Annotated in this window: 16 protein-coding genes; 4 read left to right on the top strand and 12 right to left on the bottom strand. The window is 72.9% G+C overall.

Annotation, left to right across the window (positions count from 1 at the left end; genetic code table 11):
* Positions 1-19 precede the first annotated feature (19 nt).
* Positions 20-295 carry a hypothetical protein gene (locus tag OG381_RS25485; RefSeq protein ID WP_327718385.1) on the top strand — a complete coding sequence of 92 codons (276 nt, stop codon included), beginning with the start codon at positions 20-22 and terminating at the stop codon, positions 293-295.
* On the opposite strand, the gene OG381_RS25480 is transcribed toward OG381_RS25485, so the two are convergent.
* From OG381_RS25480 to OG381_RS25445, 8 genes are all read right to left on the bottom strand, one after another.
* Entirely contained in the window at positions 278-1,480 is a 1,203-nt protein-coding gene (locus OG381_RS25480) for a cytochrome P450 (RefSeq protein WP_327718384.1), read from the bottom strand. The two genes, OG381_RS25485 and OG381_RS25480, sit on opposite strands and share 18 nt — an antisense overlap.
* 82 nt (positions 1,481-1,562) lie before the next feature.
* Entirely contained in the window at positions 1,563-2,000 is a 438-nt protein-coding gene (locus tag OG381_RS25475; protein WP_327718383.1) for a VOC family protein, read from the bottom strand.
* Positions 2,001-2,064: 64 nt separating this feature from the next.
* Positions 2,065-2,739, bottom strand: a complete 675-nt coding sequence (locus OG381_RS25470; RefSeq protein WP_327718382.1) for a response regulator transcription factor — start codon at positions 2,737-2,739, stop codon at positions 2,065-2,067.
* Positions 2,736-4,076 carry a sensor histidine kinase gene (locus OG381_RS25465; RefSeq protein WP_327718381.1) on the bottom strand — a complete coding sequence of 447 codons (1,341 nt, stop codon included), beginning with the start codon at positions 4,074-4,076 and terminating at the stop codon, positions 2,736-2,738. Before OG381_RS25465 ends, OG381_RS25470 begins: the two co-directional genes overlap by 4 nt.
* A 124-nt stretch (positions 4,077-4,200) precedes the next feature.
* A complete protein-coding gene (locus OG381_RS25460) occupies positions 4,201-4,875 on the bottom strand; it encodes a response regulator transcription factor (RefSeq protein ID WP_327718380.1) in 675 nt (224 codons plus the stop codon).
* Positions 4,872-6,209, bottom strand: coding sequence for a sensor histidine kinase (locus OG381_RS25455; protein ID WP_443061935.1), 1,338 nt, complete (start codon positions 6,207-6,209; stop codon positions 4,872-4,874). The genes OG381_RS25460 and OG381_RS25455 overlap by 4 nt, the downstream gene beginning before the upstream one ends.
* Complete coding sequence (locus tag OG381_RS25450; protein WP_327718379.1) at positions 6,202-7,446, bottom strand: acyltransferase family protein; 1,245 nt, start codon at positions 7,444-7,446, stop codon at positions 6,202-6,204. The genes OG381_RS25455 and OG381_RS25450 overlap by 8 nt, the downstream gene beginning before the upstream one ends.
* Complete coding sequence (locus tag OG381_RS25445; protein WP_327718378.1) at positions 7,439-8,428, bottom strand: alpha/beta hydrolase; 990 nt, start codon at positions 8,426-8,428, stop codon at positions 7,439-7,441. Before OG381_RS25445 ends, OG381_RS25450 begins: the two co-directional genes overlap by 8 nt.
* Between OG381_RS25445 and OG381_RS25440 the strand changes: the two genes are divergently transcribed.
* Complete coding sequence (locus OG381_RS25440) at positions 8,403-8,702, top strand: hypothetical protein (RefSeq protein ID WP_327718377.1); 300 nt, start codon at positions 8,403-8,405, stop codon at positions 8,700-8,702. The two genes, OG381_RS25445 and OG381_RS25440, sit on opposite strands and share 26 nt — an antisense overlap.
* Before the next feature lie 58 nt (positions 8,703-8,760).
* On the opposite strand, the gene OG381_RS25435 is transcribed toward OG381_RS25440, so the two are convergent.
* Entirely contained in the window at positions 8,761-9,660 is a 900-nt protein-coding gene (locus tag OG381_RS25435) for an alpha/beta hydrolase (protein WP_327718376.1), read from the bottom strand.
* Positions 9,661-9,859: 199 nt separating this feature from the next.
* Here OG381_RS25435 and OG381_RS25430 point away from each other — a divergent pair, with 199 nt between their 5' ends.
* The gene (locus OG381_RS25430; protein WP_327718375.1) at positions 9,860-10,468 is read left to right on the top strand and encodes a TetR/AcrR family transcriptional regulator; all 609 of its coding nucleotides are present in this window, start codon (positions 9,860-9,862) and stop codon (positions 10,466-10,468) included.
* Positions 10,469-10,543: 75 nt separating this feature from the next.
* Here OG381_RS25430 and kynU read toward each other — a convergent pair whose 3' ends face one another.
* Both kynU and OG381_RS25420 read right to left on the bottom strand, forming a co-directional pair.
* Positions 10,544-11,728, bottom strand: a complete 1,185-nt coding sequence (kynU, locus tag OG381_RS25425) for a kynureninase (protein WP_327718374.1) — start codon at positions 11,726-11,728, stop codon at positions 10,544-10,546.
* Positions 11,721-12,560: a tryptophan 2,3-dioxygenase family protein gene (locus tag OG381_RS25420; protein ID WP_327718373.1), complete on the bottom strand. Its 840-nt coding sequence runs from the start codon at positions 12,558-12,560 to the stop codon at positions 11,721-11,723. Before OG381_RS25420 ends, kynU begins: the two co-directional genes overlap by 8 nt.
* 211 nt (positions 12,561-12,771) lie before the next feature.
* Here OG381_RS25420 and OG381_RS25415 point away from each other — a divergent pair, with 211 nt between their 5' ends.
* Positions 12,772-13,479 (top strand): response regulator transcription factor, encoded by a 708-nt coding sequence (locus OG381_RS25415; protein WP_327718372.1) that lies wholly within the window; start codon positions 12,772-12,774, stop codon positions 13,477-13,479.
* Here the strand turns inward: OG381_RS25415 and OG381_RS25410 are convergent.
* Positions 13,465-15,108: a sensor histidine kinase gene (locus OG381_RS25410; protein ID WP_327718371.1), complete on the bottom strand. Its 1,644-nt coding sequence runs from the start codon at positions 15,106-15,108 to the stop codon at positions 13,465-13,467. The genes OG381_RS25415 and OG381_RS25410 overlap by 15 nt on opposite strands.
* Positions 15,109-15,135 lie beyond the last annotated feature (27 nt).

Raw genomic sequence — 15,135 nt, 5'->3', positions numbered from 1 at the left:
CGGGCGCGTCCCTCCGGGCATGGGACAGCGGCCGGACCCCCGGGACCGTCGGAACGCGGTGACGTGCGGCGGCTGTCTGCTGTCGGCGGTGGGCGCGCTGGTGGCGACCCTCGTGTGGGCCGCCTCGCCCCGCACCGCACGTCATCTGGGCGGCGGCTTCGAGGGCGAGGGCACCGACTACGGCGCCGTCCTCGTCGAACTCCCCCTCGTCGCCCTCGCCGGAGCGCTCCCGCCGGCGCTCCTCTCCGTCGTGATCGCGTATCTGGTGGGCCGGCGGTCAGACCTCCACCGCTAGCCCTTCCAGCCCCCGGATCACGAAGTTCGGCTTCCGCTCCGGCTCGGCGGCGAGAGCGAGTCCCGGCGCCTTCTCCAGCAGCGCCGCCATCGAGGCCGCCAGCTCGATACGGGCCAGCGGGGCACCGATGCAGTAGTGGATACCGGCGCTGAAGGAGATGTGCGGGTTGTCCTTGCGGGCGAGGTCGAGCTTCTCGGGGGCCTGGAAGACAGCCGGGTCGTGGTTGGCGGAGCCGAAGAGCATCGCGATCTCCGCGCCCCTCGGGATCGTGGTCCCGTCGATCTCGATGTCGTCCAGCACCCAGCGCTCGAAGAGCTGGAGCGGGGTGTCGTAGCGCATGAGCTCTTCGATCGCGGACGGGATCAGGGTGTGGTCCGCGCGGAGGGCCGCGAGCTGGTCGGGGTTGCGGAAGAGGGCGTACCAGCCGTTGACGGTGGCGTTCACCGTGGCCTCGTGCCCCGCGTTGAGCAGCAGGACACAGGTCGAGATCATCTCCTGCTCGGTGAGCCGGTCGTCCTCGTCGTGGGCGGCGATGAGCCCGGAGATCAGATCGTCGCCGGGGTTCTCGCGCCGCTCGGCGATCAGCTCCCGCAGATACCCGGAGAACTCGACCGAGGCCCGCACCGCCCGCGCCGCCACGTCCTGCGGCGGGTTCAGCTCGTACATCCCGCAGATGTCCGCCGACCAGGGACGCAGCGGCGCCCGGTCGGCCTCCGGGATGCCCAGCATCTCGGCGATGACGGCGACCGGGAGCGGCTCGGCGACATCGGTGAGCAGGTCACCGGAGCCCTTCTGCACGAGCTGGTCCACCAGCTCGCCGGCCAGCCGGGTCACATACGGCTTGAGCTGCTCCACCGTCCGGGGCGTGAACGCCTTCGACACCAGCCGCCGGATCCGGGTGTGGTCCGGCGGCTCCAGGTCGAGCATCCCGTGGTCGTTGAGCGTGTGGAACGGCTCGTGCTCGGCGGGAGGCGCCGTCCGCCCGAAGTCCTCGTGCGAGAACCGGTGCTGGTACGTCCGCCCGAGCCGCCGCTCGCGCAGCAGCGCCGACACCTCGGCGTGGTGCGGGACGAGCCACTGCCGCGTCGGCTCGTAGAAGTGCACGCGGCCCTTGCCGCGCAGGTCGGCGTAGGAGGGGTACGGGTCGGCGAGGAACGCCGGGTCCCACGGGTCGAAGGCTGCCATGGACGGACGTTAGACCGACGGCCCCCCTCCTGACCAGGGGTGTCTCAGCGGACCACCGGCACGGCCAGGCGGACGGGGAGGATCAGTCTCCGGCGCCGAAGTCCGGCAGCGTGAGCGTGCCGTCCTCGGCGAGCGGGAAGCCCGGGTTGTGAGCGACCTCCCAGGCGTGGCCGTCCGGATCGGTGAAGGCGCCGGCGTAGAACCCGATGGCGTTCACGGCGGCGGGCCTGGTCACCGTCCCGCCGGCTCGCTCCACCACGGCGAGCAGCTCGTCGACCTCCGCCTCGGACCGCACGTTGTGCGCGAGGACGATCCCTCCGAAACCGCCCGGCGAACCGGCCTCCAGCCCACAGTCCGCCGCCAGCTCGTCCCTCCCCCACAGCACCAGCCCCAGCCCGCCGGCCTGGAAGAAGACGGTCTCCTGGACCTCCTGCCCCCGCCACCCGAGAGCCTCGTAGAAGGCCTTGGCCCGTCCGAGATCGGAGACACCGAGGGTGATCAGAGTGACTCTCTGTTCCATACCTGGAGGGTAGGGACCTCCGGCTTCCCGTGACAGGCCGCATCGCGGTGACCGGCAGATCCGGCTAGCCCGGCGTCACCAGGCGGGCTTCGTAGGCGAAGACCGCCGCCTGGGTGCGGTCCCGCAGCCCGAGCTTGACCAGGACCCGGCTGACGTGGGTCTTGATCGTGGACTCCGCGACCACCAGGCGCTCGGCTATCTCCGCGTTCGACAGACCCTGGGCGATCAGGACCAGGACCTCCGTCTCGCGCTCGGTCAGTTCGCCGTACGCCGCGTGGGCGGAGGACATCAGGCGGGGGGAGTCGGAGAGCTTCGAGAACTCCGTGATCAGGCGTCTGGTGACCGAGGGCGCCAGCAGGGCCTCGCCGGAGGCCACCACCCGCACGCCGTCCGCCAGTTGACGGGCCGAGGCGTCCTTCAGCAGGAAGCCCGAGGCGCCCGCCCGAAGCGCCTGGTACACGTACTCGTCGAGGTCGAACGTCGTCAGCACCAGCACTTTCGCCGCACCGTCCGCCGCGACGATCTCCCGCGTCGCCTCGATCCCGTTCAGCTCGGGCATGCGGATGTCCATCAGCACGACGTCCGGGGCGAGTTCACGGACCCGGTCCACCGCCTCGCGGCCGTTGACCGCCTCGCCGACGACCTCGATGTCCGGCATCGCGTTGAGCAGGACGGAGAAACCCTCGCGCACCATCATCTGGTCGTCCGCGATCAGCACGCGGATGGTGCCCTGCCTCATGCCTCACCTTCGCTCGCCAGGGCGACGGGGAGGAACACCGTCACCTCGTACCCTCCGTCGTCCGTCGGGACCGCCGTCATCTCGCCGTTCAGCATCGACACCCGCTCCCGCATGCCCGTGATGCCGTGCCCGGCGCCGGGCGAGGGCTTCAGCAGCGCCCGCGCCGGCGGCGGGCCGTTGACTATGCGCAGGCCCAGGCCGCCCAGGACATAGCCGATCTCCACTCGGGCGCTCGCGCCGGGCGCGTGGCGCAGGGTGTTGCTCAGGGCCTCCTGGACTATGCGGTACGCCGACAGCTCCACGCCCGGCGGCAGTTCACGCACCGCCCCGGTCACCGTCTTGTCCACGCTCAGGCCGGTGTCCCGCACATTGGCGAGCAGCGCGTCGAGGTCGGCGAGGGTGGGCTGGGGGGCGTCCGGGGCCTCGTAGTCCTCGGCGCGGACCACGCCCAGGACGCGGCGGAGTTCGGTGAGGGCCGCCACCGCGTTCTCCCGGATCGTCGCGAAGGCCCGCTCCAGCTCCGGCGGCGGGTTCTCCACCCGGTAGGGCGCGGCCTCGGCCTGGATGGCGACGACCGACATGTGGTGGGCGACCACGTCGTGCAGCTCGCGGGCGATGGTGGTGCGCTCCTCCAGCAGGGTGCGCTTGGAGCGCTCCTGCGCGGTCACCGTCTGCTGCGCGGTCACCTCCTGCCGGGCCTCCCGGCGGGTGTGCCAGACGGCGACGACGAGCAGGACCAGTGCGGAGAAGACCAGCATGGGGGCGGTGTCGTCGCCGTAGTAGGAAGCCGGCCCGAAGGCCACCTCCGCCACGAAGCCGTACGCCGCGGTGACGGCCCACAGGTACGCGGCCGTGCGCGGTCTGGTGCGCAGGGCCACGACCGTCAACACGGTCAGATGGCAGGCGAAGCTGGCCGGCAGCCAGGGATAGCCCTCATAGGTGTTGCCGAAGACCTGGCTGACCGGAGTGGCGGCCATGGACAGCCAGAACGCCCCGACCGGCCGGAGCATGCTCAGCAGGATCGGGAGCACGGCGAGCGGACCGAGCACCAGGCCCGCGTCGCCGGTGTCGACCGTGGCCATGACCAGTGTGATCACGGCGCTCATGGTGATCACGGCGTGCGGTGTCCAGACCACGTACTCGCGCAGGCGGCCGGGCAGCCGCCGGGTCAGCGGGCCGTCGACCCGCATGCGGGGCAGCGGCCGGTAGGCGAAGGCGTCGTGGAAGAGGTCCTGCCGCAGCCCGCGCAGGGCGTTCGCGGCCAGCCGGTACTCCGGGCTGCGCGGCTTGGCCCCGTCCCCCGGTGGCGGTGTCTGCATGTGGGTCGTCTCGGTCACATACAGAACCGTAGGCGGAGGCGGGGGCCGGGGTCGTCACCAGTGAGAGGGGTCCTTCGGGATCCGTCTCAGGTACTACGGGTCCTGCCCGGGCCCGTGACCGGGACGGCCCGCTGCCGCCCGCTCAGTACCCCGACGGCCGCACCAGCCCCGACTCGTACGCGAACACCGCCGCCTGGGTGCGGTCCCGCAGCCCCAGCTTCACCAGGATCCGCCCCACATGGGTCTTCACCGTCTGCTCCGCCACCACCAGCCGCTCGGCGATCTCCGCGTTCGACAGGCCCGCCGCGATGAGCGCCAGAACCTCGGTCTCGCGCTCGGTGAGGTCGCCGACGCGTTCCTTGAGCGGGCCGCGGGGGCGATCGCCGAGGCGGGAGAACTCGGTGATCAGGCGCCGTGTGATGCCGGGCGCGAGGAGGGCGTCGCCGGCCGCCACCACCCGGACCGCCTCGGCCAGCTGGTCCGCGGAGGCGTCCTTGAGGAGGAAGCCGGAGGCACCGGCGCGCAGTGCCTCGTAGACGTACTCGTCGAGGTCGAAGGTGGTCAGCACGAGCACCCTGATCCCGGGGGTCGCCCGGGTGATGCGGCGGGTGGCCTCGATGCCGCCGAGCTCGGGCATGCGGATGTCCATCAGCACGACGTCCGGGGCGAGTTCGGCGACCTTCGCCACGGCGTCCAGACCGTCGACCGCCTGGCCGACCACGTCGATGTCCGGCTGGGTGTTGAGCAGCACGGTGAAGCCCTGCCGGACCATCTGCTGGTCGTCGGCGATGAGTACGCGGATGGGGCTGCTCGTCATACGGTGCCGTCCTTGAGATCGCCGGTCGGGAGGAACGCGAACACCTTGTAGCCGCCGTCCGGAAGAGGGTGTGCCGTCATGGAACCATCGAGCATCCCGACCCGTTCCCGCATGCCGAGCAGTCCGTGCCCGGCGCCGGGTGAGGGCGCCGCTGCCTGTGTCGGCGGCGAGTTGACGACCTCCACGATCAACCCGTAGGCGGTGTATCGGAGTTCGACATGGGCGACCGCGCCCGGCGCGTGCCGCAGGACATTGCTGAGGGCCTCCTGCACGATCCGGTACGCCGACAGCTCCAGGCCGGGCGGCAGCGCGCGCTGCTCGCCCCGCACGTCGACCTCGACGCGCAGTCCGGCCGCCCTGGTGTTCTCCACCAGCGCGTCGAGCCGGTCGAGGGTGGGCTGCGGGGTGTGCGGGGCGGCGCCGGTGCCGGGCTCCACGGGGTCCGGGGAGTCGGGGTGCTCGGAGCGCAGGACGCCCAGGACGCGGCGGAGTTCGGTGAGCGCCTCCAGCGCGTTCTGCCGGATGCCGGCGAGGTTCTCCTTGAGCTCCTCGGACGGGTTCTCGACCAGGTGCGGGGCGACCTGGGCCTGGATGGAGATCACCGACATGTGGTGGGCGACCACGTCGTGCAGTTCGCGGGCGATCCGGCTGCGCTCCTCCAGCAGGGTGCGGCGGGCACGCTCCTCGGTGGTGAGGGTGGTCTGCTCGACGAGTTCCTGACGGGCCTCGCGGCGGCCGCGCAGGGCGATGCCGAGCACCACGACGACCGTGGCGAGGGCGACCGCGATGACCCCGGTGGGCTGGTAGTCCGGGCCGCCCCACAGCCCTTGCAGGGCGTAGGTGGCCAGTGCGGTCAGGGCGAGTGCCTCCGCGGCGATCCGGGTGCGGACGCGCAGGGCGAGCAGCAGGAGCACGAGCAGGTGGCCGATGATCCCGGCCGCCGTCCAGGGCCAGGTGAAGCCGCCCGCCGGCCCCCCGAGCTTCCCGTGCACGGCGACGGCTCCCATCACGGTGGCCGTCATGGACAGCCACCACGCCGGAATGGGCCGCCACATCGCGAGGACCACCGCGCCGCCCTGGCCGAGTGCGACGAGGGAGGCCCAACCGAAGGGAATTCCGGCGTTGTCCTGAAGCTGGGGCAGTGCGCCGATCGTGACGCCGAACGCGGCCAGCCAGAGCAGGCCGTGCGGCAGCCAGCGCAGCCACACCGACGCGGGCAGCGGATCCGCGCGGGCGGTCCACAGGTCCTCGCGCAGCACGCGCAGCCAGCGCCGCACACGGCCCATGACCACGTGCTGGATCCCCGTTTCCGTCACGCGCCCCACCCTAGACACGGGTCACCCCCGCCGATGTCTCCCGGTCGGACGGACGGTGTGCTCGGACCACCCGTGAGCTGCCCGCCTTCCGCGGCGTCCGGCTCCGGCGGCCGCCCTGTTCGCAGGAGCGGAACGCGGTCCAGCAGACAGTGAGGACGAGGGCGAACACCGGCAGCCAGGCGAGACGGGCGGCGACCCAGCCGAGGCCGTCCGGCACGGTGTGCAGACCCGGGAGGCGGCCGGCGAGGAGACCGGTGGCCGTGGTCGCCATCAGGGCCGTCTGGTGCCAGAGGAAGATCGTCATCGCGGAGAGGTTCACCAGGGCGATCGCCGCCCAGGCCGTCGGGCGGCGCATCGCCCTCCGCAGCCGGTCGCGCAGCAGCAGGGCCAGACCGCACTGGGCCAGGCCGAAGGTGACGGCGGCCAGCGTGGGCGGGTTGAGATTGGAGAGCGGGGCGCCCGGGACGCCGACCATCGACGCCGGGTAGCCCGCCCGAACGATCAGGAATGCGGTCACCGCCGCGCCGCCGGTCAGCAGGATCCAGCCCGAGCGTCGGCGGTCCAGTTCGCCGCGGGTCCAGGCCGCGCCAAGGGTGTACGGGACGAGCCAGCCCGCCGCCACATTGACCCAGCCGAGCCAGGACGGGCCTCCGAGACCGAAGCGGACCAGGTCGACGTGGAGGACGACGGCCAGCGGCCACAGAGGGCTCAGCCGGGTCAGCAAGGGGGTCGCCGCCGTCAGCGCGGCGAACACGACGAGGAACCACAGGGGCGACAGGGCCAGCTTCACCAGGGTGTGGACCGTCCCGAACTCCGCGCCCGTGAGCAGCAGACCGGCGGCGATCACCGTCCACAGGGTGAGGACGGCGGCGACCGGTCGGAACAGCCGGAACAGCCGGGCGGTCAGCCACGCGCCGTACGTCGTGCCGCGCGCCTGTGCCGAGGCGTGGCTCTTGGTCGCCACATGGCCGCCGACCAGGAAGAACACCGCGAGGGTCTGGAAGGCCCAGGAGATGGGGGCGAGCCGGGGCAGGTGCTGGAGCGGGCTCGCGGCGTGCAGGGTACGGCCGTCGGCGACCAGGGCGGTCACCAGCCAGTGGCCGAGGACCACGCCGAGGATCGCGAAGGCGCGCAGGGCATCCACCGCGCGGTCGCGGCCGGCGGGCGTGGCCTCGTCGACGCGGACGGCGCCCTCGCGTACGGCCGCCCAGCCCTGTCGTATGCCGCTGGTGGGGCGCGGGGTCGTGTCACGCACGGGTCACCTCCGAGGTGTGTCCCAGGACGATCCGGGCCAGGTTGGTCAGGGAGACCGAGCCCGGGGTGAAGTAGTCGCTGTGGCCGCCGTCGCCCGCGGCGAACACCTGCGCGCCGAAGGCCGGGGACACGGGGTCGGTGCCGAAGCCGACGGTGATGCCGAACAGGTCGGTCCTGACGTGCGGGACCTCGCCCACCCAGTCGTCGCTGCCGCGTGCCGCCCAGACGCGGGCGCGGGTGTGCAGGGCCGCCGCGTCGTCGGCGCCGGTGCCGGGACTGCCGAGGAGGACCAGGTCGGTCGCGTCCGGGCCGGTGGCGGCTCGGGCGCAGACGACCGAGCCGTAGCTGTGGCAGAGGAGGGAGACGGTGGCCTGCCGCCCGGTGATGCCGTGGAGTTGGCGCAGGAATCCGCGCAGGTGGGGGGCGGCCTGGTCGGCTCGGCCGGTGGTGGTGACGGCCGGGCTGATCGTGGCCGGGGTTTCGTAGCCGAGCCAGGCGATGACGGCCGTGCGGGGGCCGGTGCGGGTCAGCTGCTCGTGGAGGGCGGCCGCGGCCCTGTGGAAGCGGTCGTAGGTGTCCAGGGAGGTGTCGGAGCCGGGGACGAGGACGGCGATGTGGTTCGCGTGGGCGAGGTCGCCGAAGACCTCCGTGGCCCGGCCGGAGCCCCGGCCGTCGAAGTGGAGGAAGTGGCGGGAGGGGGCCGCCAGGGCTCGGTCGGCGGCGGCTCTCGCGTCGTCGCCGTGGGCCGCGGCCATGCGGGACGCCTCGGCGGCGTTGGCGCGGTTGGCCGAGTAGGCCTCGTCCAGGGTCGTGGCCGTCAAGGGGGCGAGGGTCGCGGGGGCCGGGGCCGGGATCTCGGCGTGGGTGGCGGCGGAGAGGGGGAACACCACAGCTCCGGTGATGAGGGCGGCAAGGGTGGCTCGGCGCCATCGGTGGGTGCGGCGGTGTGGGGGCCGGGTGGGGGCGGGGACGCTCGCGGACACCGACAACGACGCCGACACCGCCGCACCCACCGATGACACCGACGAGGTGCGCGGCGGCGACGGCTCATCCCTGCGCGGCTCTGCCCGCCCGCCGCGTCCGACCCGCGCGGCCACCCTCGACGCCGCCGCCCTGCCCCCCGTCGCCCTGACCCCCGTCGCGAACCCCACGGCCGCCTCCCTCCCAGACCGCCCGTCCATCGGGCTTGCCTGGTGGGGAAGTTACGGATCGGACCACGTCGTCCACGTCCCGCCGGGGAGCCAACTCCCGACGTAGCTCTCAGGTATTACGGGTATCAGAGGTGCCGGGTCAGCGCCGGGTCAGCCCCGGCCCGTCACCACGCCAACTGCGCGATCTCCTCCACGACCACCGCACACGCGTCCGCCGCCGGATCGATCAGCGGGAAGTGACCGACGTCCTCCAGCAACGTCAGCCCCACCACCTCCCCCGCCTTCGCCGCCGCGTCCGCGTACGCCTCGGCGACGGCCTCCGGCACATCCACGTCCGTACGCCCCTGGACGAGCGTCGTCGCGATGCCGGTCGGCAGCAGCAGCGCGGGGTCCGCGTACGGTTGGCGCTCCCCGAAGTGCGCCTCCCCGCCGAGGAGTTGCAGCGCGGCGCCCCCGCACACGTCCAGCTTCCCCGCGACCGTGAAGTCCGCGATCGGCGCCAGCGCCACCACGCCCCGCAGCGGTGTGGGCCGGTCCGTGCGCCACGGGGCGTCCGCGGGCAGCAGATGACGCGCCGCCGCCCACAGCGCCAGGTGACCGCCCGCCGAGTGCCCGGTGATCACCATGCGCCGCGGATCGGCCTGCGGCACGAGTTGCCGTACGAGATCGGGAAGCGCGTCCAGCGCCGCCGCGACGTCGTCGAACGTGTCCGGCCACCGCCCCGCGACGGGCCCCGCGCCGGACCCCGCGCCCGGCTCGGGCCCGCTCTGCCCGGGCAGCATCGCACCCCTGCGGTACTCGACGTTGGCCACCGCGAACCCCCGCCGCGTCAGGAAGTCCGCGAACGGGGTGATGTGGCGCCGGTCGTACGGTGCGCGCCACGCACCCCCGTGCAGCACGATCACGAGCGGCGCCAGGCTGACGTCGCCCTTCGGTGTGTAGAAGTCGATCACTTGGTCGGGGTGGTCCCCGTACGCGGCGCTGACGTCGGGGTCGACGGGCGGGTGGGAGAAGGCCGACTCCTCCTCGGCGGCGGCGCGGGCTGCTGCGGAGTCGTCCGGCATGCTCCAACCTCTCAGCGACGTAACGTATTTGGGCGAGACGGATGTGGCGGACCTGGAGAGAATTCGGCCGTTGGCCGGGACGGTACCAGGCCGGTGACGTGCACGGACAACGCGGATGTCACGCTCGGTGAGGGGTAAACGGTTCTGCTGTGTCGTTACTCTGGGCGCCGGAAGGCCAGCGCGCACCAAGGAGGCCGTTATGTCCGCCGAGCCCGGCACCCTGCGTCCCGGAGGGCGTACCGCACGTGTCCGTGCGGCCGTGCTGCGGGCTGCCGGTGACGTGCTCGCCGAGCAGGGATTCGCGCATCTCGATCTCGCGGACGTCGCCCGCCGGGCCGAGGTCGGCAAGACCACCGTGTACCGGCGGTGGGGCTCCGTCACCGCACTGGTCGCCGATCTGCTCGCCGACATGGCCGAGCAGTCGCTGCCGCGCGAGGAGACCGGGTCGGTCCTGGGCGACCTCCAGGCCAACTCCCGTCTGGTGCAGCGCACTCTCGCCGACCCCCGCCAGGGCGCCCTGTTCCGCGCGGTGATCGCGGCGGCCGCCTGCGACGAACGTACGGCACAGGCCCTGCGCCGCTTCTACGACGTCCGGGTCGCGGAGTGGGCCCCCTGCGTCGAACAGGGCGTGCAGCGCGGGGAGTTGCCGCGGGGCACCGACGCGGCGGCCGTCGTACGGGCGGTGTCGGCACCGCTCTACTACGCGCTGCTGACCACCGGCACGCCACCGGACCCGGCAGCGGCCGACCGCGCCGCCAGGGCGGCCCACGCGGCGGCCCTGGCCGGGGTGTACGCCACCGGCAGCTGACCGGCGTGCCCCGCACCGGCAGGCTGTCGCGACCCGGCGCTCAACCGGCGACCGCCGGACCGCGACAGCACCCCCTCACGCCACGACCTCCCCCAGCACCCGGGCCGCCCGCTCCACGTCCGCGAACCCGACGTACAGCGGTGTGAACCCGAACCGCAGCACGTCCGGGGACCGGAAGTCGCCGACCACACCCCGCTCGATCAGCCGCTTCATCACGTCCCCGGCGTCCTCACAGCGCAACGCCACCTGACTGCCGCGTTCCGCGTGGGCCGCCGGAGTCAGCGACTCCACCCGCCCCGCGGGCACGTACGCGGCGACGCACTCCAGGAAGAAGTCCGTCAGCGCGAGGGACTTGGCGCGCACCGCCTCGACGGAGACGCCGTCCCACACCTCGAGGGCCGCCTCCAGCGCCAGCATCGACAGGATGTCCGGCGTCCCGACCCGCCCGCGCAGCGCACCCGGCGCCGCCTCGTAGTCGGGCCGCATCCCGAAGGGCTCCGCGTGGGAGTTCCAGCCGGGCAGCGGGGAGTCGAAACGGTCCTGGAGACCGGAGCGCACATAGAGGTACGCCGGTGAACCGGGGCCGCCGTTCAGGTACTTGTAGGTGCAGCCGACCGCGAGGTCGACCCCGTGCTCGTCCAGCCCCACCGGCAGCGCGCCCGCGCTGTGGCACAGGTCCCAGACCACCACGGCACCGGCCGCGTGCACGGCCGCCGTCAGCGCGGGCAGGTCGTGCAGCCGGCCCGTGCGGTAGTCGACATGGTTCAGCAGCACGGCCGCCGTACGCTCACCCAGCACTCCCGGCACCTCGGACGGTGTCACGGGACGCAGCGTGCAGCCGGTCATCCGGGCCGCGGACCCGGCGATGTACCCGTCGGTGGGGAAGGTGGTCGCGTCGACCACGATCTCGTCCCGGCCGGGCCCCGCCATCCTGACCGCCGCCACAAGTGCCTTGAAGACGTTGACACTTGTGGAGTCTCCGACCACGATCTGCCCGGCCGCCGCCCCCACCAGCGGGGCGATCAGATCGCCGATCCGCTCGGGCGCGGTCCACCAGCCGCTCTCGTCCCAGGACCGGATGCGCAACGCGCCCCACTGACGTCGTACGACGTCCTCGACCCGCCCCGGAACGGCGGCGGGCAGCGCACCGAGCGAGTTCCCGTCCAGGTACACGACATCGTCGAGCACGAACTGCGCACGCAGTCCCGCCAGTTCGTCGGCGGCGTCCGACTTCTCGGCGCGCGCGATGAGTTCAGACATGGGACCGTGCCGTCCACAGCTCGGGGAAGACGTTCTTCTGCGCGCGCTTCTCCAGCCAGGCCACACCGGCCGAACCGCCCGTGCCCGCCTTGGCGCCCATCGCGCGCCGCGTGGCCACCAGGTGGTCGTTGCGCCAGCGCCACACCAGCTCGGCGACGTCGGTCAGCGCCTCGCCCAGCCGGGCGACCTCGTCCGTGGCGTCACCGGAGTAGACGGCGGTCCAGGCCGCCTCGACCTCGGCGGACGGCTCGTACCGCCGCGACACGTCACGGCTGAGCACCGGCTGCGGGATCGCATGCCCGCGCCGCGCCATCAGCCGCAGCACCTCGTCGTACAGGCTCGGCTCGTGCAGCGCCTTCTCCAGCTCCGCGTGCACACGCGGCGCGCCACGGTGGGGCACCAGCATGGACGCGGACTTGTCGCCGAGCAGGAACTCCATCCGGCGGTACATCGCGGACTGGAAGCCGGAGCCCTCGCCGAGGGCGGCACGGTAGGAGTTGAACTGGGCCGGCGTGAGCTGTCCGAGCGGCTTCCAGGAGGCGTTCAGCGCCTCCAGCTCGCGTACGGAACGCTTCAGGGCGTCCACCGCGACCGGCACGTCGTCGGAGCGGAGCGCTCGCGCGGCGGTCTCCCACTCGTGGACGATGACGGTGAACCACAGCTCCATGACCTGGGTCGTGACCAGGAAGACCATCTCTCCGGGATCGTCGGAGAGGGTGTGCTGGAGGTGGGTGAGCACGTCCGCCTTGACGTAGTCCTCGTACGGCGTCGTGCCTTCGAAGTCGAGATGCGGAGTCTCTGGCTCCTGAATGTCATGAGCCTCGTGGGACATCGCTGTCTCCTGTTATGTACTCCGGGTAGCGGTCCGCCCCTGCCGTTACCGACACGGGGGCCCCGGTCCCCGCCAGGCATCCTCTTCGATGGTCCCGCGAAATGGCAAGGTTCGCCCCATCACACCCGGCGGACCCGGCGCGGCCGCCTGTACTACGGTTCTGGAGCGCGCGGGACCGCGCCGGGGGAAGGTCTGTGCTGGGGGAGAAGCGTTGAGCGCTCGGATTCTGGTGGCCGAGGACGACGAGAAGCAGTCCCGACTGATCCGGATCTATCTGGAGCGGGAGGGAAACGCGGTGCACGTCGTGGCCGACGGCCGCGCCGCGCTGGAACGGGCTCGTTCCTCGAAGCCGGATCTCATCGTGCTCGACGTGATGCTCCCGCTGGTCGACGGGCTCGACGTCTGCCGCATCCTGCGCACCGAGTCGGCCGTCCCGATTCTGCTGCTGACCGCCCGCACCACCGAGGAGGACATGCTCCTGGGCCTCGACCTCGGTGCCGACGACTACCTCACCAAGCCGTACAGCCCCCGCGAACTGACCGCGCGGGTCCGGGCGTTGCTGCGCCGCTCCAGGAACTCGGGCGGTGCCGCGGAGCCCGCGGTGCTGCGCGTCGGTGCGGTGGAGCTGGACACCGCGCGCTTCGAGGTCCGCGTGGCCGGACGGCCGGTGACGCTGACCGCGAAGGAGTTCGCCATCCTGGAGATGCTGGCGCGGGAACCGGGCCGGGTCTTCACCCGGGCGCAGATCATCGAGCGCGTCTTCGGCTTCGACCGGGACGTGATGGAGCGGACCGTCGACGCCCACATGATGAACATGCGCCGCAAAGTGGAGGCGGACCCGCAGCGGCCCCGCCTCCTGGAGACGGTGTACGGCCGGGGCTACCGCCTCGCGGAGGGCTCGGACTCAGCCCGCTCCTGAACCGCCGACGCCGTCCGGTGCGGCGGGCAGGACGACCGTGAAGACCGTGCCGACACCGACCGCGCTGCGCACCTCGATCGTGCCCCGGTGGTCGGTGACGATCTGGCGGGCGATGGACAGCCCCAGGCCGCTGCCGCCGGTCGCCCGTCCCCGGGAAGCGTCCGCCCGCCAGAATCGGTCGAAGAGATGCTCCAGGTCCTCGGCCGATATCCCCTTGCCGGTGTCCCGTACCTCCACGACGGCCGGCCCGCCCCGCACGTTCAGGGCCAGGGTCACGGTCCCGCCCGCCGCGGTGGCCCGCAGCGCGTTGCCGACCAGGTTGCCGACGACCTGGCGCAGCCGGTCCGGGTCCGCGGTCACGATCACGGACCCCGGCGCCCGCAGCTCCAGCCTCACGCCCGCCGCCTCGGCCTGGGCGCGGTGGGCGGTGCGGGCGGCCTCCAGGAGGTCACGCAGATCGACCGCGACGGGGTGGTAGGTGAGCGCGCCGGCCTCCGCGAGGGCGAGATCCTGGAGGTCGTCCACGACCCGCTGCTGCAGCAGTGCCTCCTCGTGGAGCGAGGCGAGCAGTTCCGGGGTCGGCTCCACGACACCGTCCCGCAGGGCCTCCAGATAGCCGCGCAGATTGGCCAGCGGGGTGCGCAGCTCGTGCGCGATGTCACCGGTGAGGCGGCGCTGGCGCTCCTCGCCCGCCTGGAGGGAGTCGGCCATACGGTTGAAGGCGCCGCCGAGCTGCGCGATCTCGTCCCGGCCGGAGACGGGGACCCGCCTGGCCAGGTCGCCCTCGCCCAGCTCCTTCGCCGCGAGTGTCATGGCCCGCACCGGATGCAGTACGGCCCGGCTCAGCAGCAGGGCACCGAGGATGACCGCGAGGGCGACCCCCACCGCGACGGCCACGGTGGGCGCGGTGGCCAGGGTGGGCGGTGACTCGTTCCGGAAGCCGAGGCGGATCTCCAGGCGCGGTGGGGCGGTGGCGCCGACGCGCTCGTTGAAGACCCGCTGGAGGCAGGTGGCGATCGGCTGCTCGGACTCGCACGGCCGGAGCGCGTCGAGATCCTGCTGGGTCCTCGGATCCGCCGTTCCGCTCGGCTCCCGGCACTGCGAGGGGCGACGGTCCGTGCTGATCCGGGGGACACCGGTCGCGCCCGGCCGGGCCGTCACCTCGGCTCCCGCCCGCGTCAGACAGGCCGCGTACACCACGGCGGCGCGGTAGTCGGAGATCACGATGGCCGTCCGCTTCAGCGACATCCGGGGCACCTTGCCCTCGGGGACGCTCAGGACGGGGCGCGCGTCGACCAGCACCGCGGGCTGACCGCTCAGCGCCCGGGGGGTGCGGCCGGAGAGGGCATCGGAGTCGACGAGCAGGCTGCCGGTCTCGGTGGCGACCCGGATGCGCTGGCCGGTGTCCCGGGCGAGCTCGGCCACGGTCGGCGACAGCCCCTCCCAGGTGCCGTGGGCGAATCCGTAGGCGCGCAGTTCGCCGGTGATCCGGGCGACCTCCTGACGGCCCGCCGCGGCGGTCTCCTGCACCTGGCGGTTGGCCTGCCGCAGGGTCAGCCAGGCGGTGGCGGCGGTGGCGGCCAGCGCGACCACCATGAGCAGACCGAGAACCCTGATCCGGAAGCTCATCGCCATCCGCCCTCGGCTGCCGCAGCG

The sequence above is a fragment of the Streptomyces sp. NBC_00490 genome (assembly GCF_036013645.1).
GTDB lineage: Bacteria > Actinomycetota > Actinomycetes > Streptomycetales > Streptomycetaceae > Streptomyces > Streptomyces canus_F.
This window is presented reverse-complemented; position numbering and strand designations above follow the sequence as displayed.

Excerpts from the sequence above, each read along its gene's own strand:
- OG381_RS25485 (WP_327718385.1), top strand. The coding sequence starts at position 20 with ATGGGACAGCGGCCGGACCCCCGGGACCGTCGGAACGCGGTGACGTGC.
- OG381_RS25480 (WP_327718384.1), bottom strand. The coding sequence starts at position 1,480 with ATGGCAGCCTTCGACCCGTGGGACCCGGCGTTCCTCGCCGACCCGTAC.
- OG381_RS25475 (WP_327718383.1), bottom strand. The coding sequence starts at position 2,000 with ATGGAACAGAGAGTCACTCTGATCACCCTCGGTGTCTCCGATCTCGGA.
- OG381_RS25470 (WP_327718382.1), bottom strand. The coding sequence starts at position 2,739 with ATGAGGCAGGGCACCATCCGCGTGCTGATCGCGGACGACCAGATGATG.
- OG381_RS25460 (WP_327718380.1), bottom strand. The coding sequence starts at position 4,875 with ATGACGAGCAGCCCCATCCGCGTACTCATCGCCGACGACCAGCAGATG.
- OG381_RS25435 (WP_327718376.1), bottom strand. The coding sequence starts at position 9,660 with ATGCCGGACGACTCCGCAGCAGCCCGCGCCGCCGCCGAGGAGGAGTCG.
- OG381_RS25430 (WP_327718375.1), top strand. The coding sequence starts at position 9,860 with ATGTCCGCCGAGCCCGGCACCCTGCGTCCCGGAGGGCGTACCGCACGT.
- kynU (WP_327718374.1), bottom strand. The coding sequence starts at position 11,728 with ATGTCTGAACTCATCGCGCGCGCCGAGAAGTCGGACGCCGCCGACGAA.
- OG381_RS25420 (WP_327718373.1), bottom strand. The coding sequence starts at position 12,560 with ATGTCCCACGAGGCTCATGACATTCAGGAGCCAGAGACTCCGCATCTC.
- OG381_RS25410 (WP_327718371.1), bottom strand. The coding sequence starts at position 15,108 with ATGAGCTTCCGGATCAGGGTTCTCGGTCTGCTCATGGTGGTCGCGCTG.